Raw genomic sequence first — 19,432 nt, forward strand, 5'->3', positions numbered from 1 at the left:
ACCATATCGAAGCGCCCCTTTGCAAGTGGCGCTCTTTTTTGGTGGGGGGCCAGGATGGCGGATGCGGAGGACTTTAAGAGAACCATCACCTATGGTGAAGCGGCGCTCTCATATATCCGGCGCAATGTCATTCCCGCCCATCCGCGCAATTACGAGACCTGGTACACCTATGCAGCCGGTTTCAACCAGGCGCTCAACCGCGCGATCAACGATCTGATCGCGACGAAGGGCTCGATTTCAGCCGACGATCTGCAGCGGATCTACTCGCGCTTCCTGTCTCCAAACCGGCTTGGTGACCGGGTAGACGAGGTTGGAACGCGCGTTGCCGAAGAGGTGCAGGACCTTGTCGATGCCATCCGCATCAGCACGGATGCCACGTCAGACTTCGGACGCGCCCTTGATGGTGTTCTGGAACGGCTGCATGAGACGCTGAACGACGAGAAGCTGCGTGACCTGACCTCTGCCATGGTCAAGTCAACCCACGCCGCCATTGCAGCCAACCGCAATCTCGAAAGTCAGCTGCTCGAGTCCAACCGGCAGATCCGGACGCTCAAGGAAAACCTCGAAGCGATCCGCTACGAGTCCCTCACCGACGAGCTGACCACACTCAGCAACCGGCGGCATTTCGACCTTGCCATTGACCGGGCCATTGAGCTGGCCGCACGTACCGGCGAAGGCTTCGCCCTGCTGCTGACGGATATCGATCACTTCAAGAGCTTCAACGACCGGTTTGGCCATCAGACGGGCGATCAGGTGCTGCGGCTCGTGGCTCTGGCCGTGAAGCAGAGCATCAAGGGACAGGACATTGCCTGCCGCTACGGCGGAGAAGAATTCGCCATTATCCTGCCGGAAGCGCAGATCCTCGACGCCATGCACGTGGCCGAACAGATCCGCAAGGCCGTCATGGGCAAGGAACTGGTGAAGCGCTCGACGGGTGAAAATCTCGGCCGCCTGACCCTGTCGATCGGCGTCAGCCTTTATGAAGGCGGCGATACGAGCCAGATGATCATCGGCCGCGCCGATGCTGCGCTTTATGCCGCCAAGCACAGCGGGCGCAATGCAGTCCGCTGCCTGCAGAGCAACGAGATGGCCGCCAATCAGACCGGCAGCCGCGTCGCCTGACACCCGTCAGCGGACAGCGCCCCGTTTACGCTCCATCCAGCCCCATCTGCCAGAAATCAGCCTCCAGAACGCTTGCCTGCCGGAACAGATGCTCCAGCCGCTTCTTGCGTGCCGGTGTCTCATAATCTGCCGCGAGCCGGTCCATCCAGGCGGCAAAGCCGGCGGCGACGTCCTGATAGGCTTCACTGGCGTATTCGCTGATCCAGCGGGCATAAGGGTTCTGCGGGTCTGAGCCGGACGGAGTCTTTGCGAGCCTTGCGCCGATCTCGGCATAGCCCAGCACGCAAGGGGCCAGCGCGACGAGAAGATCCAGCAGATCCCCCTGCCCGCCTGCGTCCAGCACGAAGCGGGTGTAGGCCATGGTCTGGCGCTCTTCCCGCGCCTTTTCCAGATCCTCGCGCGAAAGCCCCCAGCCGGCGCACAGCTCGACATGAAGATCCATCTCCATGTCGAGAATGGCCTTCACCCCGGCAAGCGCGTGGCGCATGTCGCCGAGCGTCGGGCTCTTGTAGATGGCCAGCGCATAGGCCCGGGCAAACTGGATGAGGAATAGATAGTCCTGCACCAGATAATGCCGGAAGGCGGCTTGCGGCAGCGTGCCGTCCTGCATCTGGCGGACAAAGGAATGCTCGACATAGGCCGTCCAGTCCGGACCGGCGGCCTCGCGCAGGCGGGCAAAGAAACTCATGGATCTGCCTTCTGAAGATCTTGGCGAAGGTATCAGGCGAAAGACGTGTCAGGCGGAAAGCGCAGCCGGATCGGCCGCCTTGAGCGACACGGATTCGCCGCAGCCGCAGGAAGACACTTCATTGGGATTGCGGAAGACAAAGCCGGAGCGGAACTTCGTCGTCTCGAAATCCATCTCGCTGCCGATCAGATACAGCACCGCAGACGGATCGATGAAGACCTTTGCGCCATCGGCTTCAATCACATCATCGCCCGGCTGGACGCCGTCCACCAGCGCCATGGCATATTCCATACCTGCGCAGCCGCCCTTCTTGATGCTGATGCGCAGACCGGCCTTGGGCTCACCGGCGCCGTCCACCAGCTCGCGCACGCGCTCTGCGGCGGCGGGGCTCACCTTCATGATCTGCATCTTGCGGGCCAGTGCCATGGGCTTGTTCCTTTGCGGGGGAGATGCCCCCTTCAAATAAACCGGTGGGTATTATATGGGGATTCCGCTCAGCTTTCCAACCGGCTGCCTCCCCTGCCCGCGCTCAATACCAGTTGAGCGCGACGCGGGCTTCCTCGGACATGCGGTCCGGCGTCCACGGCGGGTCAAACACCATGCTGACGTCCACGGCGCCGATGCCGGGCACCGCGCTGATGGCGTTCTCCACCCAGCCCGGCATTTCCCCGGCCACCGGGCAGCCCGGCGCGGTCAGCGTCATGTCCACCTTCACCGAGCGGTCATCCTCGATATCGACCTTGTAGATGAGGCCAAGCTCGTAGATGTCGCAGGGGATTTCCGGGTCATAGACGGTCTTCAGCGCCGCGATGATGTCATCGGTCATCCGCGCCAGTTCCTCGGCCGGAATGGCGGAGGCCGTGTTTCCGGCGGCGGTTTCCGGCTCAGCGGAAACGTGAGCGGGACTGTCATTCATGGGTCGATCCTCAGGCAAAGAAGTCCTGCGCCTTCTGCAGGGCCGCCGCAAGGGCGTCCACTTCCTCGAAGGTGTTATAAAGGCCGAAGCTGGCACGGCAAGTGGAGGTGACGCCATAGCGGGCCAGCAGCGGCTGGGCGCAATGGGTGCCGGCACGCACCGCGACCCCTGCCCGGTCCAGCACGGTGGCCACATCATGCGCATGGGCACCCTTCATCTCGAAGGAGATGATCGCGCCCTTGCCCGGCGCCGAGCCGAAGATGCGCAGGGAGTTAAAACCGGCCAGCTTCTCCGTGGCATAGGCCAGCAGCGATGCCTCATGCCGGGCGATGTTCTCGCGGCCGAGACTATCCATGTAGTCGAGCGCAGCGGCAAGGCCGATCGCCTGCACGATGGGCGGCGTGCCTGCCTCAAACCGGTGCGGCGGCTTCGCATAGGTGACGATCTCCTCGGTCACATCGGCGATCATCTCACCGCCGCCGCAGAACGGGCGCAGCCGCTCCAGCGCCTCCGGCTTGCCATAGAGCACGCCGATGCCGGTCGGGCCATAGACCTTGTGGCCGGTCAGCACATAGTAGTCACAGTCCATGTCGCGCACATCGACGGGCATATGCACGGCAGCCTGACTGCCATCCACCAGCACCTTGATGCCGCGCGCATGGGCGATGCGGCAGACGTCCTTCACCGGAACCACGGTGCCCAGCACGTTGGACATCTGGGTGATGGCGACGAGCTTGGTCCGTTCCGTGAGGGCAGCTTCAAAGGCCTCCAGATCGAAGGAGCCATCCTCGCGTACATAGACCCACTTCAGCACCGCGCCGTTGCGCTCGCGGTGGAAGTGCCAGGGCACGATGTTGGAGTGGTGCTCCATGATCGACAGGACGATCTCATCGCCCGGGCCGAACGTGTCCGGGCCAAGGCCGTAGGACACGAGATTGATGGCCTCGGTCGTGGAGCGGGTGAAGACGATCTCGTCCACGGATCCCGCATTGAGGAAGCGGCGCACGGTCTCGCGCGCGGCCTCGTAATTCTCCGTCGCGGTGTTGGAGAGGAAATGCAGGCCCCGGTGCACGTTGGCGTATTCCTGCGAATAGGCCTTCACCATGGCATCGATGACCGCCTGCGGCTTTTGCGCCGAAGCGCCGTTGTCCAGATAGACGAGCGGCTTGCCGTAGACTTCCCGCGACAGGATCGGGAAATCACGGCGCACGGCGGCAACGTCATAGCCGGTGGCAGGGGCAGCAGCAGTCTGGCTGGCGGTCATCATTCTCTCCAATCAACAGCAGCTAAGGATCAGCCGGCGATCGCCAGCCACTCCCGCACGCGGGTCTCCAGCAGCTCGGTCACGCTCTCGCTGCCGAATTCCTCGATGGCTTCCGACAGGAAGGCGAGCACCAGCAGCGTGCGGGCTTCCGCTTCCGGAATGCCGCGGGCGCGCAGGTAGAACAGCAGGTCTTCATCGATCTGGCCGCTCGTGGCACCGTGAGCGCACTGCACGTCATCGGCGAAGATTTCCAGTTCCGGCTTGTTGGCCATCTCGGCATCTTCGGACAGAAGCAGCGCCTGCGTCATCATCTGGCCGTCCGTCTTCTGGGCGTGCGGCCGCACGATGATCTTGCCCTGATAGACGCCCTTCGCACCGGCGTCGATCACCGTCTTGAAGAATTCCCGGCTCTCGCAGTTCGGCACCGCATGGTCCACCACCAGCGTCTGGTCGCCCAGCTGCTGGCCGCGCACCATGGTCACGCCATAGAGCTTGGCCGTGGAATGCTCACCGGCAAAGGTGACGTAGGACTGGTTGCGGGCAAAGTCGGTCCCGGCGATGAAGCCGAGCGTCTTCAGCTCTGCCTTTGCACCAAGATGCGAGAAGGCGGTGGAGATATGCGGCGCACGGCCCGAGCCCACGATCAGGCGGGTTGCGGTCAGCGCAGCTTCATCGGCCAGCACCTGATCGGAGACGGCGTTGACGACGGCATCCTCACCGGCGGTGACGAAGCTTTCCAGCAGGGTCAGGCTCGCGCCCTTGCCCAATTCGGTCCGCACGCGGGCATAAACCGCGCCGCCAAGCGCCAGATGCACGATTTCGACCGGCAGGTCCACGGCCGTGCCCGCCTTGACCTTCAGCACCACACCGCCCTGCAGCAGCGCCGTATTGAGTTCAAGTGCCGGATTAACTCCGGAAATTTCCGGATTGGAAAGAAGGGCTTGCGCAGAATTTTTCACAGCGTCATTGAAGTTTGAAACCTCAACGCCAGCCGCTTCCAGCTTCGCCAGATCGGACACTTCGGCCACAAGACGGCCATTGGCGAGCACGATGCGCAGGCGCTCCAGCTCCGCATAGGTCTCGGCGTCTGCGAGAGCAGCCTTGACCGCCTCCAGGGAAGCCGCGGCTGCCGGGGCAGCGTAGCTCTTCAGGAAGGCGCGCAGGTCCGTGTACTTCCACTCCTCGATCCGCCGGTGCGGCAGGCCGGTCGCCCGGAACCGGGCGAAGGCGGCTTCCCGCAGGCTGATCAGATCGGCGCCACCGTCCTTGAGCGCAGCAAAATGCGCCTCAAGATCGGTTTCGGCCTGTGTCGAGACGACACGCAGGTTCGCAGTCATGGTCACTCCCCGTGGCTCAGGCCGCCGCGCCGACGTAATCGGCGTAGCCGTTCTTCTCCAGCTCAAGCGCCAGTTCCTTGCCGCCGGTCTTGACGATCTTGCCCTTGGACAGAACATGGACGACATCCGGCACGATATGGTCGAGCAGGCGCTGGTAGTGGGTGATGACGATCATCGAACGCTCCGGCGAGCGCAGCTTGTTGACGCCTTCCGAAACGATGCGCAGGGCGTCGATGTCGAGGCCGGAGTCCGTCTCATCCAGCACGCAGAGGCTGGGTTCCAGCAGCGCCATCTGCAGGATTTCCGAACGCTTCTTCTCGCCGCCGGAGAAACCGACGTTGAGCGGGCGCTTCAGCATGTCCATGGTGACGTTAAGGTCAGCCGCCTTGGACTTGACCAGCTTCAGGAAGTCCGGAACCGACAGCTCGGCCTCGCCGCGCGCCTTGCGCTGTGCGTTGAGGGCGGTCTTCAGGAACTCCATCGTGGCAACGCCGGGGATCTCGATCGGATACTGGAAGGCAAGGAACACACCGGCAGCCGCACGTTCGTCGGCTTCCATCTCCAGGAGGTTCTCACCATTGAACAGGATCTCGCCCTCGGTGACCTCATAGTCTTCCTTGCCCGCCAGAATGTAGGACAGGGTCGACTTTCCGGAGCCGTTCGGGCCCATGATGGCGTGAATTTCGCCTGCCTTCACGGTCAGGTCGATGCCGCGCAGAATCTCGGTGCCGTCTTCGGCGATGCGGGCGTGCAGGTTCTTGATCTCAAGCATTGAGATGGTCCTCATTTCGGTCCGGATTCAAGGTCCGGTGTGTGTCATCAGTCTCAGGAGCCGGATGGCGGGCATCTGCCTGTATCCGGCGTTCAATCACGTTTGGCCAAGGCCTTGCTTCCGTCATCCCCGGGCTTGTCCCGAGGGTCTACATCAGTTTTCACCCGAAGGCCGGTCCGACTGATTGCAGTCATTCCACGTCCTCGTGTTTTGATTTGGCATTCCCGATCCCGTCCCATAACCCATACCTGCTGATCCAGTCTGGCAGATCCTCGGGACAAGCCCGAGGATGACGAAGGGAGAGCCCGGTCATCAGCCGACGCCCCCTTCCAGGCAGATCGAAATCAACTGTCCGGCAGCTATGACGGCACCGGGTTTCATGCCTCAACACTCCCACGAAAGTTCCCGCATCCGTCATCCTCGGGCTTGTCCCGAGGATCTACAGAGCCTTCAGCACGAAGATAGTTCCGGCTAATTGTAGTCATTCCACATCTGCGTATTTTCGTGCGGGTTATAGACATTTTCGATTTCGCCCATTCTTTCGTACAGATCGAGCCAGGTCGGGTTCAGTCCTTCAATCAGCCTGATTTTCCATTCGCGCAGATAACGCTTCAGGGACTTCTCCCGCTGTATCGCCAGAACGATATTGGGGTGGCATTCAAACCAGACGAGGCTCTTGGCCTTGTACTGAGACGTGAACCCCTTCCTTATTCCTTCCCGGTGCTCCCAGATGCGCTTCTCCAGGTCGCTGGTCACGCCGGTGTAGATCACCCCTCGCGGCTTGTCGGACATCATGTAGACATACCCTGCCATGACGCCCTCCCTTTGCCGCCGCAGATCCTCGGGACAAGCCCGAGGATGACGCAGTGGGTGTTCGGCTTCTCTCTTACGTTACCCCACGCTGCCTTCCAGGCTGATCGAGATCAGTTTCTGGGCTTCGACGGCGAATTCCATCGGCAGCTGCTGGATCACGTCCTTGACGAAACCGTTGACGATCAGTGCGACCGCCTCTTCTTCCGACAGGCCACGGGCGAGGCAGTAGAACATCTGGTCGTCAGAGATCTTCGAGGTGGTGGCCTCGTGCTCGAAGACGGCCGATGCGTTCTTGCTCTCGATATAGGGCACCGTATGCGCGCCGCAGTCCTGGCCGATCAGCAGGCTGTCGCACTGGGTGAAGTTGCGGGCGTTCGAGGCCTTGCGGTGCGCCGAGACGAGGCCGCGGTAAGTGTTCTGCGACTTGCCGGCGGAAATGCCCTTGGAAATGATGCGGCTCGACGTGTTCTTGCCGAGGTGGATCATCTTGGTGCCGCTGTCGACCTGCTGATAGCCGTTCGAAACGGCGATCGAGTAGAACTCGCCGCGCGAATTGTCGCCGCGCAGGATGCAGGACGGATACTTCCAGGTGATGGCCGAGCCGGTTTCCACCTGCGTCCAGGAGATCTTGGAGTTCCTGCCACGGCAGTCGCCACGCTTGGTGACGAAATTGTAGATGCCGCCCTTGCCGTCCTTGTCGCCGGGGAACCAGTTCTGGACGGTGGAATACTTGATCTCCGCATCATCGAGCGCGATCAGCTCGACGACAGCCGCATGCAGCTGGTTCTCGTCGCGCTGCGGCGCGGTGCAGCCTTCCAGATAGGACACATAGGCGCCCTTGTCGGCAATGATCAGCGTGCGCTCGAACTGGCCGGTGTTCTTCTCGTTGATACGGAAGTAGGTGGACAGTTCCATCGGGCAGCGCACGCCCTCCGGCACATAGACGAAGGAGCCGTCGGAGAAGACCGCCGAGTTCAGCGTCGCATAGTAGTTGTCCGTCACCGGAACCACGGAGCCGAGATACTTGCGGACGAGGTCCGGGTACTCGCGCAGGGCTTCGGAGATGGAACAGAAGATGACGCCCGCCTTCTTCAGCTCGTCCTTGAAGGTCGTGACAACGGACACGCTGTCGAACACGGCATCCACGGCGACGCGGTTCTTCGGCTCGACGCCAGCAAGGATTTCCTGCTCGCGCAGCGGAATGCCCAGCTTCTCGTAGGTCCGCAGCAGCTCCGGGTCCACCTCGTCAAGGCTCGTGGGCCCTTCGACGGACTTGGGCGCGGACCAGTAATAAAGCTCCTGCAGGTCAATCGGCGGATAGCTGACACGGGCCCACGTGGGCTCTTCCATGGTCTGGAAGCGGCGCAGTGCATCGAGGCGCCACTCGGTCATCCACTCCGGCTCGTTCTTCTTGGCCGAAAGGAAGCGCACGGTTTCCTCGGAAAGGCCCTTTGCCGCCGTTTCCGACTCGATGTCGGTGACGAAGCCATATTTGTACTGGTCGACGTCAATCGCTTTGACCCGGTCGATCGTTTCCTGCACAGCGGGCATGTCTTTGTCTCCATTCCGCCGCCCTCAGATCCGGGGCGGACCATCTTCCCTGCCCCCGTTCTACGGCGGCAAGGTCATCTCAGGTTCAGCCAGCAGGCACAAAACTGGCCGCAGGCGGTTTCAGGCCCCGTTCGGGGCAATTTCAAAGCCGTATCTTCAGGCTGCCTTGCCGGTTGCCGAAGGGTTGAGCGTGGCTGCCACCTTCGACCAGACCTCCAGGAAGCGGGTGATATCCGCTTCCTGCGTCGTCCAGCCAAGACTGACCCGCAGCGCACAGCGTCCCAGATCCTCATCAACGCCCATGGCGGTGAGCACGTGCGACGCGCCGACCTTGCCCGAGGAGCAAGCCGAGCCGGAGGAAAGGGCGATGCCGTTGAGGTCCAGAGCCATAAGCGCCATTTCGGACGGAACGCCCGGAACGGCAAAACACGTCGTGTTCGCAAGGCGGGGCGCATCCGCGCCAAACACCACCGTTGAACCAGATATAAGGCGCAAACCCTTTTCGAGAAGCCCCTGAAGCCTTGCGAGACTTGCAAATTCCTCAAGCATTGTGGAGCCATCGCGCGCAATGGCACCGAAAGCAGCAATGGCGGCGGCATTTTCCGTGCCCGCACGCCGGTGCTGCTCCTGCCCGCCACCAATCAGCAGAGGCGCAGGTGCCAGCGCAGATGTGCGCAGCACAAGTGCGCCGATGCCCTGCGGGCCGCCCATCTTGTGGGCCGACAGGCTCACCGCATCAGCCTGCCATGCGGCAATATCCACCGGCAGACGGCCGCCGAACTGCACGCCATCCACATGGAAGATGCCGCCAGCGGCCTTCACCCGGGCACCGATTTCGGCGAGCGGCTGAATGACGCCCGTTTCATTGTTCGCCGCCATCACCGACACAAGCGCCGGACCACCAGCGGCCAGCAGCTCGTCCAGATGATCAAGCCGCAGCACGCCGTTTTCACCGGTGGCGATATGGGAAATCTCGCGCGCAGCAAAGCGTCCGCCCGCGCGCACGCTCGGGTGCTCAACGGCGGACATCAGCAGCCGGTCCAGATAGACCGGACCGTCATTGCCCTGCCAGCGCGGGCTGAGGGCCAGCACGTTGGCTTCCGTCGCACCGCTGGTGAAGATGACGGAGCGGGCCTTGACGCCGCACATGGCGGCCAGCGCCTCGCGCGCATCCTCGACGACGCCGCGCAGCTTGCGCCCTTCCCCATGCACCGAAGACGGGTTGCCCGTGACGCCCAGCACCTCGACCATGCGCGCAAGCGCCTGCGGGCGCAGAGGCGCGCTCGCATTGTGATCCAGATAAAGCCGCTCGGTTCCGCCGTTCATGGCCCGGTTCCAACTCCATTCAGCCTGGTGTGCCCTCCTCGCCTGCTGGCGTTCGGACAAGGCCGGTAGCGCCTCTTTTTCAAGTCAAGTCAACGGAAAACTTGAAATTCCCCGCCCACATGATGATAAGTGCGCCAAGCGCCCGAATTCGAACCGGCACGCTTCACGCGGCTGCATTCGAATTTGAAGCATTCTAAAGAAGCTTTTAGAAACTCGGAACCTCAGAGTCAAGTTTCCTGCTCAGGGATTCCACGTACAAATTCCTCATTTTTTCCGGACCAGAAGGCCCGGAAAGCGAGAAAAGGACATCGCGCTTCATGCCCGAGGTGATTTTCAACGGCCCTGCCGGACGTCTGGAAGGCCGTTTCCATCCCGCCAAAAAGCGGAACGCGCCCATCGCACTGGTGCTGCATCCGCATCCGCAGTTCGGCGGGACGATGAACAATCAGGTCGTCTACCAGCTGTATTACATGTTCGCTCAGCGTGGTTTTGCCGTGCTGCGCTTCAACTTCCGTGGCGTCGGCCGGTCGCAGGGTTCCTTCGACCACGGCCAGGGCGAGCTTTCGGATGCCGCTGCCGCGCTTGACTGGGTGCAGACGGTTCATCCCGATGCGCGCGGCTGCTGGATCGCCGGCTTCTCCTTCGGCGCCTGGATCGGCATGCAGCTTCTGATGCGCCGTCCGGAAGTGGAAGGCTTCATCTCGGTCGCCCCTCCGGCGAACCTTTTCGACTTCTCCTTCCTCGCCCCCTGCCCGTCGTCCGGTCTGCTCATCCATGGCGACAATGACAAGGTCGTGCCGCAAAAGGACGTGCAGAACCTCGTCGACAAGCTGAAGACGCAGAAGGGCATCGTCATCGATCACGAGACAATTCCCGGCGCGAACCACTTCTTCGAGAACAGTGTCGAGGAACTGATGCTGCGCTGCGGCACCTATCTCGACAAGCGCCTCGGCGTTGACGCCCTCCCCGTCCTGCCGCCGCCTCCCGCGGACGCGGGCGAGGAATTTGCCGAAGATCTGGACGAAGACGAGGAGTAATCCCCGTCATTTGTCCGGCGAAAGGCGTTCACGGCGTATCGAAACCCGTCAGAGCAATCTGGCGGGTTTTTGTTATGGGGGATGCAGCGTTCCTTCCATTTTTGCGTAGCCTCTGCATCGTCCACGCCGTCCCGGCTTCCGGGTCTGGACCCGTCAGGTGCACGTCTCCCCTCCGCCGTCATCCCGGTTTGCCGCACAGCGGCAAGACCGGGATCTAGTAACCCCGGCGGAGATGACGGCAAAGACCGGGGATACTTGATCCCCGCATGCGCGGGGATGACAAGGTGAAGCGCTTTGGCAGCTACCCGGGGTGGCCGCAGAGGCATGCGCCGTCTGTCCGGGCGAACTCAGCACCTCCGCGCGCACAACAAAAAACCCGCCGGATCACACCAGCGGGTTCTTCGAATTCAGGCAGCACTGCGCGGCTTACTGGCCCAGTTGCTGGCCCAATTACTGGCCAGGCGTCCAGGCCTGATAGTCGCCGGTCACTTCCGGGCGCTTTTCCGGGGTCAGGATCGAGCCCTTGGGACGGTAAGCATCCGGCGTGCCCGTGCGGTTGCCATGATGCGGCGCCTGCCAGGACTTGGCGTGATAGTTCTCTTCCGTCGGCGGCGTATCGACGCGGTGATGCATCCAGCCATGCCAGCCCGGAGGGATCATCGAGGCTTCGGCAAGGCCATTATAGATGACCCAGCGCTTCTTGCCGCCCCGCTCCTTGTAATAGGTGTTGCCGAACTCGTCCTTGCCAACGAGTTCGCCCTTGCGCCAGGTGAAGAACCGGGTGCCCATGGTCTGGCCGTTCCACCAGGTGAAGATTTGCAGGAGAAGGGTCTTCATCCGCTGTCTGCTCCGAATCGGGCGGACCAACTGCCGCCCCCGAAAAGGACTGGCTGCCAATGCAGCCCGATGTTGCGGCAACATGTAGCTGGAATTCTCCGGCCCGTCCACACGGCTGCGGCATTTTGCGCCGCTTCGCCGCAGCGCCGGAACATAAAACCGCCGCCTCGCACCGGATCTAGCTCAAAGCCTTGCGCAGCGCGGCAAATCTGGGCCCCGGCACCGGAGGCTTCGGCTCGTCCGTCTTTGGTTTCTGCACCGGCTTCTGGGCGGTCCGGGCAACGGCCGCCATGCGGCCGGCCTGCGAATCAAGCGCCGCTGCGGCGGTCGAGCCGTCCTCGTTGAAGACGTGCTCCACCGTCTCCTTCACCTCCTGATAGCGGCGGGTCGCCCGCTGGTGATAGGCGCGCGCACCATCCAGCGTCTTCATCTTGCCCGCCTGCTGCTGCAGCAAAAGTCCAACACCTTCAATAGAATAGAAGCCGTTCTTGTCAGGGATCATCTCCCTGGCATCACTGAGCAGCCAATTCAGCCGGGCGTGGATCATTGAGGGCGAAACGGGTTTGGCCAGGAGATGATGCGCCCCGGCCCGGAAAGCCTTTTCCACAAAGGCCCGCGTGCCATGGGCGGTGACGAACAGCAGCGGCACAAAACAGAGCGGTGCCATGTTCTTGTGCCGGATCAGCCGCAACATCTGGTAGCCCGTCGCCGGTTCCATACGCCAGTCGGAAAGAATGAGATTGGGCGGCTCGGTGAGCATGGATTCCAGTGCCGCATCCACCGTATCGAACACGCGCACCCGTTCCACCTTGAAACTTAAAAGTATCGAACGAAGAATGGTCTGCATCTGCCTTGAATCCTCGACGACAACCACGTCGAGTTCCTCGAAGGTCAGGCCATAGGCCGCATGATGGTTGGACATGAAATCAGGGCCCCTGCCGGAGATGAACCGCTCCTCTTCTCGCATGCCGCGCTTAAGCCCGCTTGAAATGCGGTTGCGGCCTTTTCGTCAAATTGTCACCATCAATCAGCAACATGGCAGGCATTGCTGGCATCATCACAAGCTCCCTGCGGGCGCGCTCCGGCCTGATGCAGAATTGCAATGACCTGCGTCAAATCACGGGTTTCCCCCGCTCTCCCCGATTTCCACAAGAGCTACTAGATTTAGATTGCCGGGCAACTTTTGCACACAAGCGATAGTCTCCCAAACTTGACGGTAACCGATGATTCACACTAATGTCCGGAACGTCACGATGAGTGTTCCGGCGGGCAGGCAGGCGTCTGTTTCCGCCCAGTAGAACCGGCTTCCGGCAGCATCACGGACCAGCGGCAGCGGCCTCCCGCGCGCCGCTTCCGCCGCGCTGGCAGCCTGGACATCGCGGCACCCGGCCTCTGGCCGTCCGCATGCGGAAACACCAGTGGCAGGCCACCAGGGTGGCAGGATCAGGAATTCCTCACTGAAAGAGTGAGCCCGGCTCTGAACCGGGCCTCGATTGACAGAGTAGCGGCACTATGAACGTCCGGGATGCGTCTGCGCCCGGGCAACGGATTTTTGCGGCCTGACGCAAGGCGGATCGCCTGCCGGGCCGGCACGTTGAAGGGGGCATGGGAATGCGGATTGAACGGCGTTACACCAAGGATGGACAGTCCCCTTACGCTGAGATCGACTTCACCACGACCACGAGCGAGATCCGCAATCCGGATGGCTCCGTCGTGTTCCGTCTCGCGGACATTCAGGTTCCGGCCCAGTTCTCGCAGGTCGCCTCCGACATTCTCGCCCAGAAGTATTTCCGCAAGGCCGGCGTTCCGGCCCGCCTGAAGCCGGTGGAAGAGAACACCGTTCCCTCCTGGCTGTGGCGCCGCGAGGCCGACATGGCCGCTCTCGAAGCCCTGCCCGAGGGCGAGCGCTTCGGCTCCGAGACCGACGCACGCCAGGTCTTCGACCGTCTGGCCGGCACCTGGACCTACTGGGGCTGGAAGGGCGGCTATTTCGACGGCGAGGCCGATGCCCAGGCCTTCTACGACGAGCTGCGTTTCATGCTGGCGACCCAGAAGGTGGCGCCGAACAGTCCGCAGTGGTTCAACACCGGCCTGCACTGGGCCTATGGCATCGACGGCCCCAGCCAGGGTCACTTCTATGTCGATTTCCAGACCGGCGAGCTGGTGAAGTCCGCCACCGCCTATGAGCACCCGCAGCCGCACGCCTGCTTCATCCAGTCCGTCGAGGACGATCTCGTCAACGAGAACGGCATCATGGACCTGTGGGTGCGGGAGGCGCGCCTGTTCAAATACGGCTCGGGCACCGGCTCCAACTTCTCGCGCCTGCGCGGTGAAGGCGAGAAGCTGTCCGGCGGCGGCCGCTCCTCCGGCCTGATGAGCTTCCTGAAGATCGGCGACCGGGCTGCGGGCGCCATCAAGTCCGGCGGCACCACCCGCCGTGCCGCCAAGATGGTGGTCGTGGATGTGGACCATCCGGACATCGAGGACTACATCAACTGGAAGGTCAAGGAAGAGCAGAAGGTGGCCGCCCTCGTCACCGGCTCGAAGATCTGCCAGAAGCACCTGACCGCCATCATGAAGGCCTGCGTCAACTGCGAGGCGGACAATGGCGATTGCTTCGACCCGGCCAAGAACCCGGCCCTGAAGCGCGAAATACGCGCGGCCAAGAAGATGATGGTGCCGGAAAACTACATCCGCCGCGTCATCCAGTTCGCCCGCCAGGGCTACACCTCCGTCGAATTCCCCGCCTACAACACCGACTGGGATTCGGAAGCCTATCTGACCGTTGCCGGCCAGAACTCCAACAACTCCGTGCGTGTGACCGACGGCTTCCTGAAGGCCGTGACGGATGACGGCACCTGGGACCTGACCGCCCGCAAGGACGGCAAGGTGATGAAGACGCTGAAGGCGCGCGAGCTGTGGGAGCAGATCGGCTACGCCGCCTGGGCCTCGGCCGATCCCGGCATCCAGTATCACACCACCATCAACGACTGGCACACCTGCCCGGCCTCGGGCGAGATCCGCGCCTCCAACCCCTGCTCGGAATACATGTTCCTGGACGACACGGCCTGCAATCTGGCGTCCCTGAACCTGATGCAGTTCCGCCGCGAAGACCGCTCCTTCGACGTGGACGCCTATGAGCATGCGGTGCGCCTGTGGACCGTGGTGCTGGAAATCTCCGTGCTGATGGCGCAGTTCCCCTCCAAGGAAATCGCCGAGCTGTCCTACCGCTTCCGTACCCTCGGCCTTGGCTATGCCAACATCGGCGGCCTGCTGATGACCTCCGGCATTCCCTATGACAGCGATGCGGGCCGCGCCCTTTGCGGTGCCCTGTCAGCCATCATGACCGGCGTGTCCTATGCCACCTCCGCCGAAATGGCCGGTGAGCTGGGCGCCTTCCCGGGCTATGGCGATAACGCTGCCCACATGCTGCGCGTCATCCGCAACCACCGCCGCGCCGCCCATGGCGAGGCAGCGGGCTACGAGGCGCTGTCCACCAATCCGGTGCCGCTGGACCATGCCTCCTGCCCCGACAAGGTGCTGATCGAGCGGTCGAAGCTGGCCTGGGACCGGGCGCTGGAGCTGGGCGAAAAGCACGGCTACCGCAATGCGCAGGTCTCCGTCATTGCCCCCACCGGCACCATCGGCCTGGTGATGGACTGCGACACCACCGGCATCGAGCCCGACTTCGCGCTGGTGAAGTTCAAGAAGCTGGCCGGCGGCGGCTATTTCAAGATCATCAACCGCGCCGTGCCCGAGGCCCTCGAAGTGCTGGGCTACAAGCCGAGCGAGATCGCCGAGATCGAGGCTTTTGCCGTCGGCCATGGCTCGCTGGATCAGGCGCCCGGCGTCAATCCGTCCAGCCTCAAGGCCAAGGGCTTCACCGAGGAGAGCCTTGCCAAGCTCAAGGGCTCGCTGAAGTCGGCCTTCGACATCAAGTTCGTCTTCAACCGCTGGACGCTGGGCGATGAACAGCTGGCTGCCCTTGGCGTCACGGCTGAGCAGATGAACGACCCGGCCTTCGAGCTGCTGCCGTTCCTCGGCTTCTCCAGGGCCGAGATCGAGGCTGCCAACGTCCACGTCTGCGGCGCCATGACGCTGGAAGGCGCGCCCTTCCTGAAGAAGGAGCATTACCCGGTCTTCGACTGCGCCAACCCCTGCGGCAAGACCGGCAAGCGCTACCTTTCGGTGGAAAGCCACATCCGCATGATGGCCGCCGCCCAGCCCTTCATCTCCGGCGCCATTTCCAAGACGATCAACATGCCGAACGAGGCGACGGTTGACGACTGCAAGGAAGCCTACATGCTGTCCTGGCGGCTGGCGCTGAAGGCCAATGCGCTCTACCGCGACGGCTCCAAGCTGTCCCAGCCGCTGAACTCGCAGCTCATCGCCGATGAGGACGAGGACGCGGAAGAGGCCGCCGAGGCGATTGCCGCCAAGCCCGCCGCTGCCAAGGCCGAAGTCATCGCCGAGCGCATCGTCGAGCGGATCATCGAGCGCACCGTCCGTGCCCGCGAGAAGATGCCGGACCGCCGCAAGGGCTACACCCAGAAGGCCCGCGTCGGCGGCCACAAGGTATATCTCACCACCGGCGAGTATCAGGATGGCCGTCTCGGCGAGATCTTCATCGATATGCACAAGGAAGGCGCCGCCTTCCGCTCGCTGATGAACAACTTCGCCATCGCCATCTCGCTCGGCCTGCAATATGGCGTGCCGCTGGAGGAATATGTCGACGCCTTCACCTTCACCCGCTTTGAACCGGCGGGCATGGTGCAGGGCAACGAGGCGATCAAGAACGCTACGTCGATCCTCGACTATATCTTCCGCGAGCTCGCCGTCTCTTACCTCGGCCGTCATGACCTTGCGCACGTGCCGCCGGAAGCCATCGGCAACACCGGCATCAGCGCGGGCGCCAGCGAAGGGCGCGGCGAACAGGGCGTCGTCTCCCACGGCCTCGTGCGCGGCCAGACCGAGCGCTTCCGCCTCGTCTCCGCCAGCGGCGAACCGGCCGGCTCGCTCGCCGGTCAAAGCGCAGCGCATGGCACAGCTCCGGCCGTGAAGGGCACCGTGAGCGCCCCCATCGCCCAGACTTCTGCCGTCGCCACCGCCTTTGCCCGCTCGGGCAACACGGAACTGGCCGTCAAACTCGAAACCGCCCCGGCCCCAACAGCCGCCCCCTCCTCCGCCGCCGAGCGCATCGCCCAGGCCCGGATGAAAGGCTACGAAGGCGAAAGCTGCTCCGAATGCGGCAACTTCACCATGGTCCGCAACGGCACCTGCCTGAAATGCGACACCTGTGGCTCCACGAGCGGGTGCAGCTGAGGGGTGAATGGGGTTCTGTCCCGCGTCACGTAGGATGGCCAATTTAGGCCAATAGGCGACTCAAACGGCCCGGAAACGAAAGAACCCGCCCATCGGAGACGATAGGCGGGTTCTGTACATGCCTAGAACGGCACCGCTTGAAGGCAACGGCTCGATTTAAAAATCTGCCGGATACATAAGCTTGGGCTCGCGATGTGGACTAAGCTCAAGAATTGGCGCTCGTTAAACAGCAGGCTCAAGTTGATGGCATCGGAAGTAGTGAAATGCTGATCGATTATCTGGAAGAGTTCCCAATTCCTACGGCCGCACTGCCCACTAGACTCCGGGCACTCCTGGAACCAATCGGAGACAACCCTGCGCTAAAGGTCGAGGTGGCGACACGTTGGGATAAGGATCAATACGGGCCCAACCGCGAATACGTTCACATGATCATGGCTGCCGTGCCTGAGGAAGCACTCCCCTCTTTAGGTGTCCTTGATGAAGCCGCCAATGGTGTCGTTGCCTTCTCAGTGCCCGACATAGAAAATCGGGGTGGGCTGACGGAGTTCACACCTTCAGTATCGGGTCATGAATACATCGTCGCGTCCTGGGGAAACGGCTCTTTCTACAGCTACACCCTGGCGGAAAAAGTATGGATGGCACTGGGTTTGTCGTCTCGAACTCTGGGAGGCGCACAGCAGCGGATCATTTACGATGATCTGTCCTTGCCCGAGTTCGCGATCGCGGAGGGAGAAATCTCGACCCAGTACTACTACTCGGCGCAGAGAAGTGTTCAGTGGACTATGTCCAACGAGTATCTGAGACGGTACCTTTGGATGCAGGGTGCGCACGGCGTCAGGGTCTTCTTCTACGAAGCCTTGCTACCCGACTGTTCTGAAGTGCGATCGCTGATGGCAGGTCAAACCCATGTCGAACTTGCACCTGAAGGTGGATGGTATCGGCTAGACCTTCGGGAATTCGATGGCGGTTTACTCATCCAGGTTTGGGCCTCAGTGGATGCTGTTACGCCCGAACTGTGCCCCGAGCAGACCGCCAATGGATTGATTTGGCCCGGCGCAAAAGAGCCTATGACACACAAAAAAGCGAACGCCTTGGTACGCTTGGATCCTGTCTATTTGGACGATAGGTTTCTTGAGCGGTACGAGCAGAGCAGCTTATTTGATACAAGGCCAGTCAACGTCTATGGACATTGGCATTGCAGCCCATCTTACCTTGGTCAGTGGAGCTTCACAGATTGCGTACGGGTTGGCCGTAATCTTATCAGAGTTCCGATGAGAGAGCTTTACAAGCCCAAGCCCGATCGCGAGATCGTCCACGCGCATGCATTCGCATTGGATCCATCACAGGTTACTGGATTCGATCTTGCCGAGGAACACATTGTCACCAAGATCGACAGGTTCGTGGCTCAACTACTTGAACTGGGAAATAGTCTGTCAGCCCTTTGCGGCGTTTTGGATATCCAAGCGACTTCGGAGGAGGTTGTTGGGCTATGCCGTGTAGAACTCGGGAAGAACGGCTGGCTGCACTATCCAGAACTCTCACGTCTAGCCCAGGTGGCCCCCCTGTCCATGACAGAGCAGGCATTCCTCTCCAGGTGCAAGAGCATCCATGAACTCTGGCAGCGGATACCCAATGGGCTCCTGCGGAACCTGCTCGTGCAGGCTGGTCACACACGTAAGGACCTCAAGGACCTGGGGAGCCTTAAGTTGATGCAGGCATTGTGCAACGTCCTAGAAAGACTGAATTCCGACGGCGAGCAGGTAGATGCGTTCGGTTCGGATCCCCAACCCAATGACCTCACAGATCGCAATCCGGCCCTCGCGGCACTGTTTGTCAATAACGATCTACGAATAGCAGATGCACATGATTCAGGTGGCGTGCTGACCCGCCTGGAAGCACTTGGGTTCGACACGGCTGGTTTAAACCAGGGCTATGGCCGAGCTTTGGACCACGTGTTAGATGGCATCATCGAGGGGTTCGCTCACCTCAATTCCGAATTACGCAGACTGCTCCAACTCTAAGGCAGTTCATCAACAATGCGCCGTTCAACAATGACATTGCCCCAAGGCTCTATCCAGTTTTGAGTTCGTTTCCGGCATTGTTGTTGTGCTGATACTCCGATGAAGTTGAGGGCGATGGGGGCACATGGACGGCTGACGCGGTTTGAACCGTCCTGGCTTTCCAGGAGGCTCCTATTTGTGAGAAGGAGCTGAGATGAGCGCTACAAGGAACAAGTTTTCGGGTGAGTTTCGCGACCGTGCCGTGCGGATGGTGGCGGAGCATCGTGGGGATTACCCGTCGGAGTGGGCGGCGCTGACCTCGATTGCTGGCAAGATCGGCTGCACGAGCGAGACGCTGCGCCGCTGGTGCCGGGAGGAGGCTGGCCGACGAGCGGGGCCAGAGGCGCAGGCCGTCAACGACCGGGACCGGGTCAAGGCATTGGAGCG

General features: G+C 61.8%; 16 protein-coding genes. 5 read left to right on the forward strand and 11 right to left on the reverse strand.

What is annotated here, in order from left to right; translation table 11 throughout:
* Positions 1-54: 54 nt before the first annotated feature.
* Complete coding sequence (locus H163_RS0116590) at positions 55-1,122, forward strand: GGDEF domain-containing protein (RefSeq protein WP_019965733.1); 1,068 nt, start codon at positions 55-57, stop codon at positions 1,120-1,122.
* Between the two features lie 25 nt (positions 1,123-1,147).
* Here H163_RS0116590 and tenA read toward each other — a convergent pair whose 3' ends face one another.
* From tenA to H163_RS0116635, 9 genes are all read right to left on the reverse strand, one after another.
* Positions 1,148-1,810 carry a thiaminase II gene (gene tenA / locus H163_RS0116595; RefSeq protein ID WP_019965734.1) on the reverse strand — a complete coding sequence of 221 codons (663 nt, stop codon included), beginning with the start codon at positions 1,808-1,810 and terminating at the stop codon, positions 1,148-1,150.
* Positions 1,811-1,858: 48 nt separating this feature from the next.
* The gene (locus tag H163_RS0116600) at positions 1,859-2,236 is read right to left on the reverse strand and encodes a HesB/IscA family protein (RefSeq protein WP_019965735.1); all 378 of its coding nucleotides are present in this window, start codon (positions 2,234-2,236) and stop codon (positions 1,859-1,861) included.
* Positions 2,237-2,339: 103 nt separating this feature from the next.
* Positions 2,340-2,726 carry an SUF system Fe-S cluster assembly protein gene (locus tag H163_RS0116605; RefSeq protein ID WP_019965736.1) on the reverse strand — a complete coding sequence of 129 codons (387 nt, stop codon included), beginning with the start codon at positions 2,724-2,726 and terminating at the stop codon, positions 2,340-2,342.
* A 10-nt stretch (positions 2,727-2,736) separates the two neighbouring features.
* Positions 2,737-3,993 carry a cysteine desulfurase gene (locus H163_RS0116610; RefSeq protein ID WP_019965737.1) on the reverse strand — a complete coding sequence of 419 codons (1,257 nt, stop codon included), beginning with the start codon at positions 3,991-3,993 and terminating at the stop codon, positions 2,737-2,739.
* A gap of 26 nt (positions 3,994-4,019) precedes the next feature.
* The gene (gene sufD, locus H163_RS0116615; protein ID WP_019965738.1) at positions 4,020-5,327 is read right to left on the reverse strand and encodes a Fe-S cluster assembly protein SufD; all 1,308 of its coding nucleotides are present in this window, start codon (positions 5,325-5,327) and stop codon (positions 4,020-4,022) included.
* Positions 5,328-5,343: 16 nt separating this feature from the next.
* Entirely contained in the window at positions 5,344-6,099 is a 756-nt protein-coding gene (gene sufC / locus H163_RS0116620) for a Fe-S cluster assembly ATPase SufC (RefSeq protein ID WP_019965739.1), read from the reverse strand.
* 471 nt (positions 6,100-6,570) lie between these two features.
* A complete protein-coding gene (locus H163_RS0116625; RefSeq protein ID WP_019965740.1) occupies positions 6,571-6,912 on the reverse strand; it encodes a GIY-YIG nuclease family protein in 342 nt (113 codons plus the stop codon).
* Positions 6,913-6,990: 78 nt separating this feature from the next.
* Positions 6,991-8,463, reverse strand: coding sequence for a Fe-S cluster assembly protein SufB (gene sufB / locus H163_RS0116630; RefSeq protein ID WP_019965741.1), 1,473 nt, complete (start codon positions 8,461-8,463; stop codon positions 6,991-6,993).
* Positions 8,464-8,619: 156 nt separating this feature from the next.
* Positions 8,620-9,789 (reverse strand): cysteine desulfurase family protein, encoded by a 1,170-nt coding sequence (locus tag H163_RS0116635; RefSeq protein WP_019965742.1) that lies wholly within the window; start codon positions 9,787-9,789, stop codon positions 8,620-8,622.
* 317 nt (positions 9,790-10,106) lie between these two features.
* On the opposite strand from H163_RS0116635, the gene H163_RS0116640 reads away from it, so the two are divergent.
* Positions 10,107-10,826, forward strand: coding sequence for an alpha/beta hydrolase (locus H163_RS0116640; protein ID WP_019965743.1), 720 nt, complete (start codon positions 10,107-10,109; stop codon positions 10,824-10,826).
* 450 nt (positions 10,827-11,276) lie between these two features.
* Here the strand turns inward: H163_RS0116640 and H163_RS0116645 are convergent, their stop codons facing one another.
* Both H163_RS0116645 and H163_RS23055 read right to left on the reverse strand, forming a co-directional pair.
* On the reverse strand, positions 11,277-11,663 hold the full coding sequence (locus H163_RS0116645) for an NADH:ubiquinone oxidoreductase subunit NDUFA12 (RefSeq protein WP_019965744.1): 387 nt from the start codon (positions 11,661-11,663) through the stop codon (positions 11,277-11,279).
* 178 nt (positions 11,664-11,841) lie between these two features.
* Positions 11,842-12,585 carry a response regulator gene (locus H163_RS23055; protein ID WP_115336580.1) on the reverse strand — a complete coding sequence of 248 codons (744 nt, stop codon included), beginning with the start codon at positions 12,583-12,585 and terminating at the stop codon, positions 11,842-11,844.
* Between the two features lie 689 nt (positions 12,586-13,274).
* Here H163_RS23055 and H163_RS0116655 point away from each other — a divergent pair.
* From H163_RS0116655 to H163_RS0116665, 3 genes are all read left to right on the forward strand, one after another.
* A complete protein-coding gene (locus tag H163_RS0116655; protein WP_019965746.1) occupies positions 13,275-16,985 on the forward strand; it encodes a vitamin B12-dependent ribonucleotide reductase in 3,711 nt (1,236 codons plus the stop codon).
* Positions 16,986-17,248: 263 nt separating this feature from the next.
* Positions 17,249-19,006, forward strand: coding sequence for a hypothetical protein (locus tag H163_RS0116660; RefSeq protein ID WP_019965747.1), 1,758 nt, complete (start codon positions 17,249-17,251; stop codon positions 19,004-19,006).
* 193 nt (positions 19,007-19,199) lie between these two features.
* Positions 19,200-19,432, forward strand: a 233-nt coding sequence (locus tag H163_RS0116665) for a hypothetical protein (RefSeq protein ID WP_019965748.1), incomplete at its 3' end; no start/stop codon positions are given.

The sequence above is a fragment of the Pannonibacter phragmitetus DSM 14782 genome, assembly GCF_000382365.1.
Classification (GTDB): domain Bacteria; phylum Pseudomonadota; class Alphaproteobacteria; order Rhizobiales; family Stappiaceae; genus Pannonibacter; species Pannonibacter phragmitetus.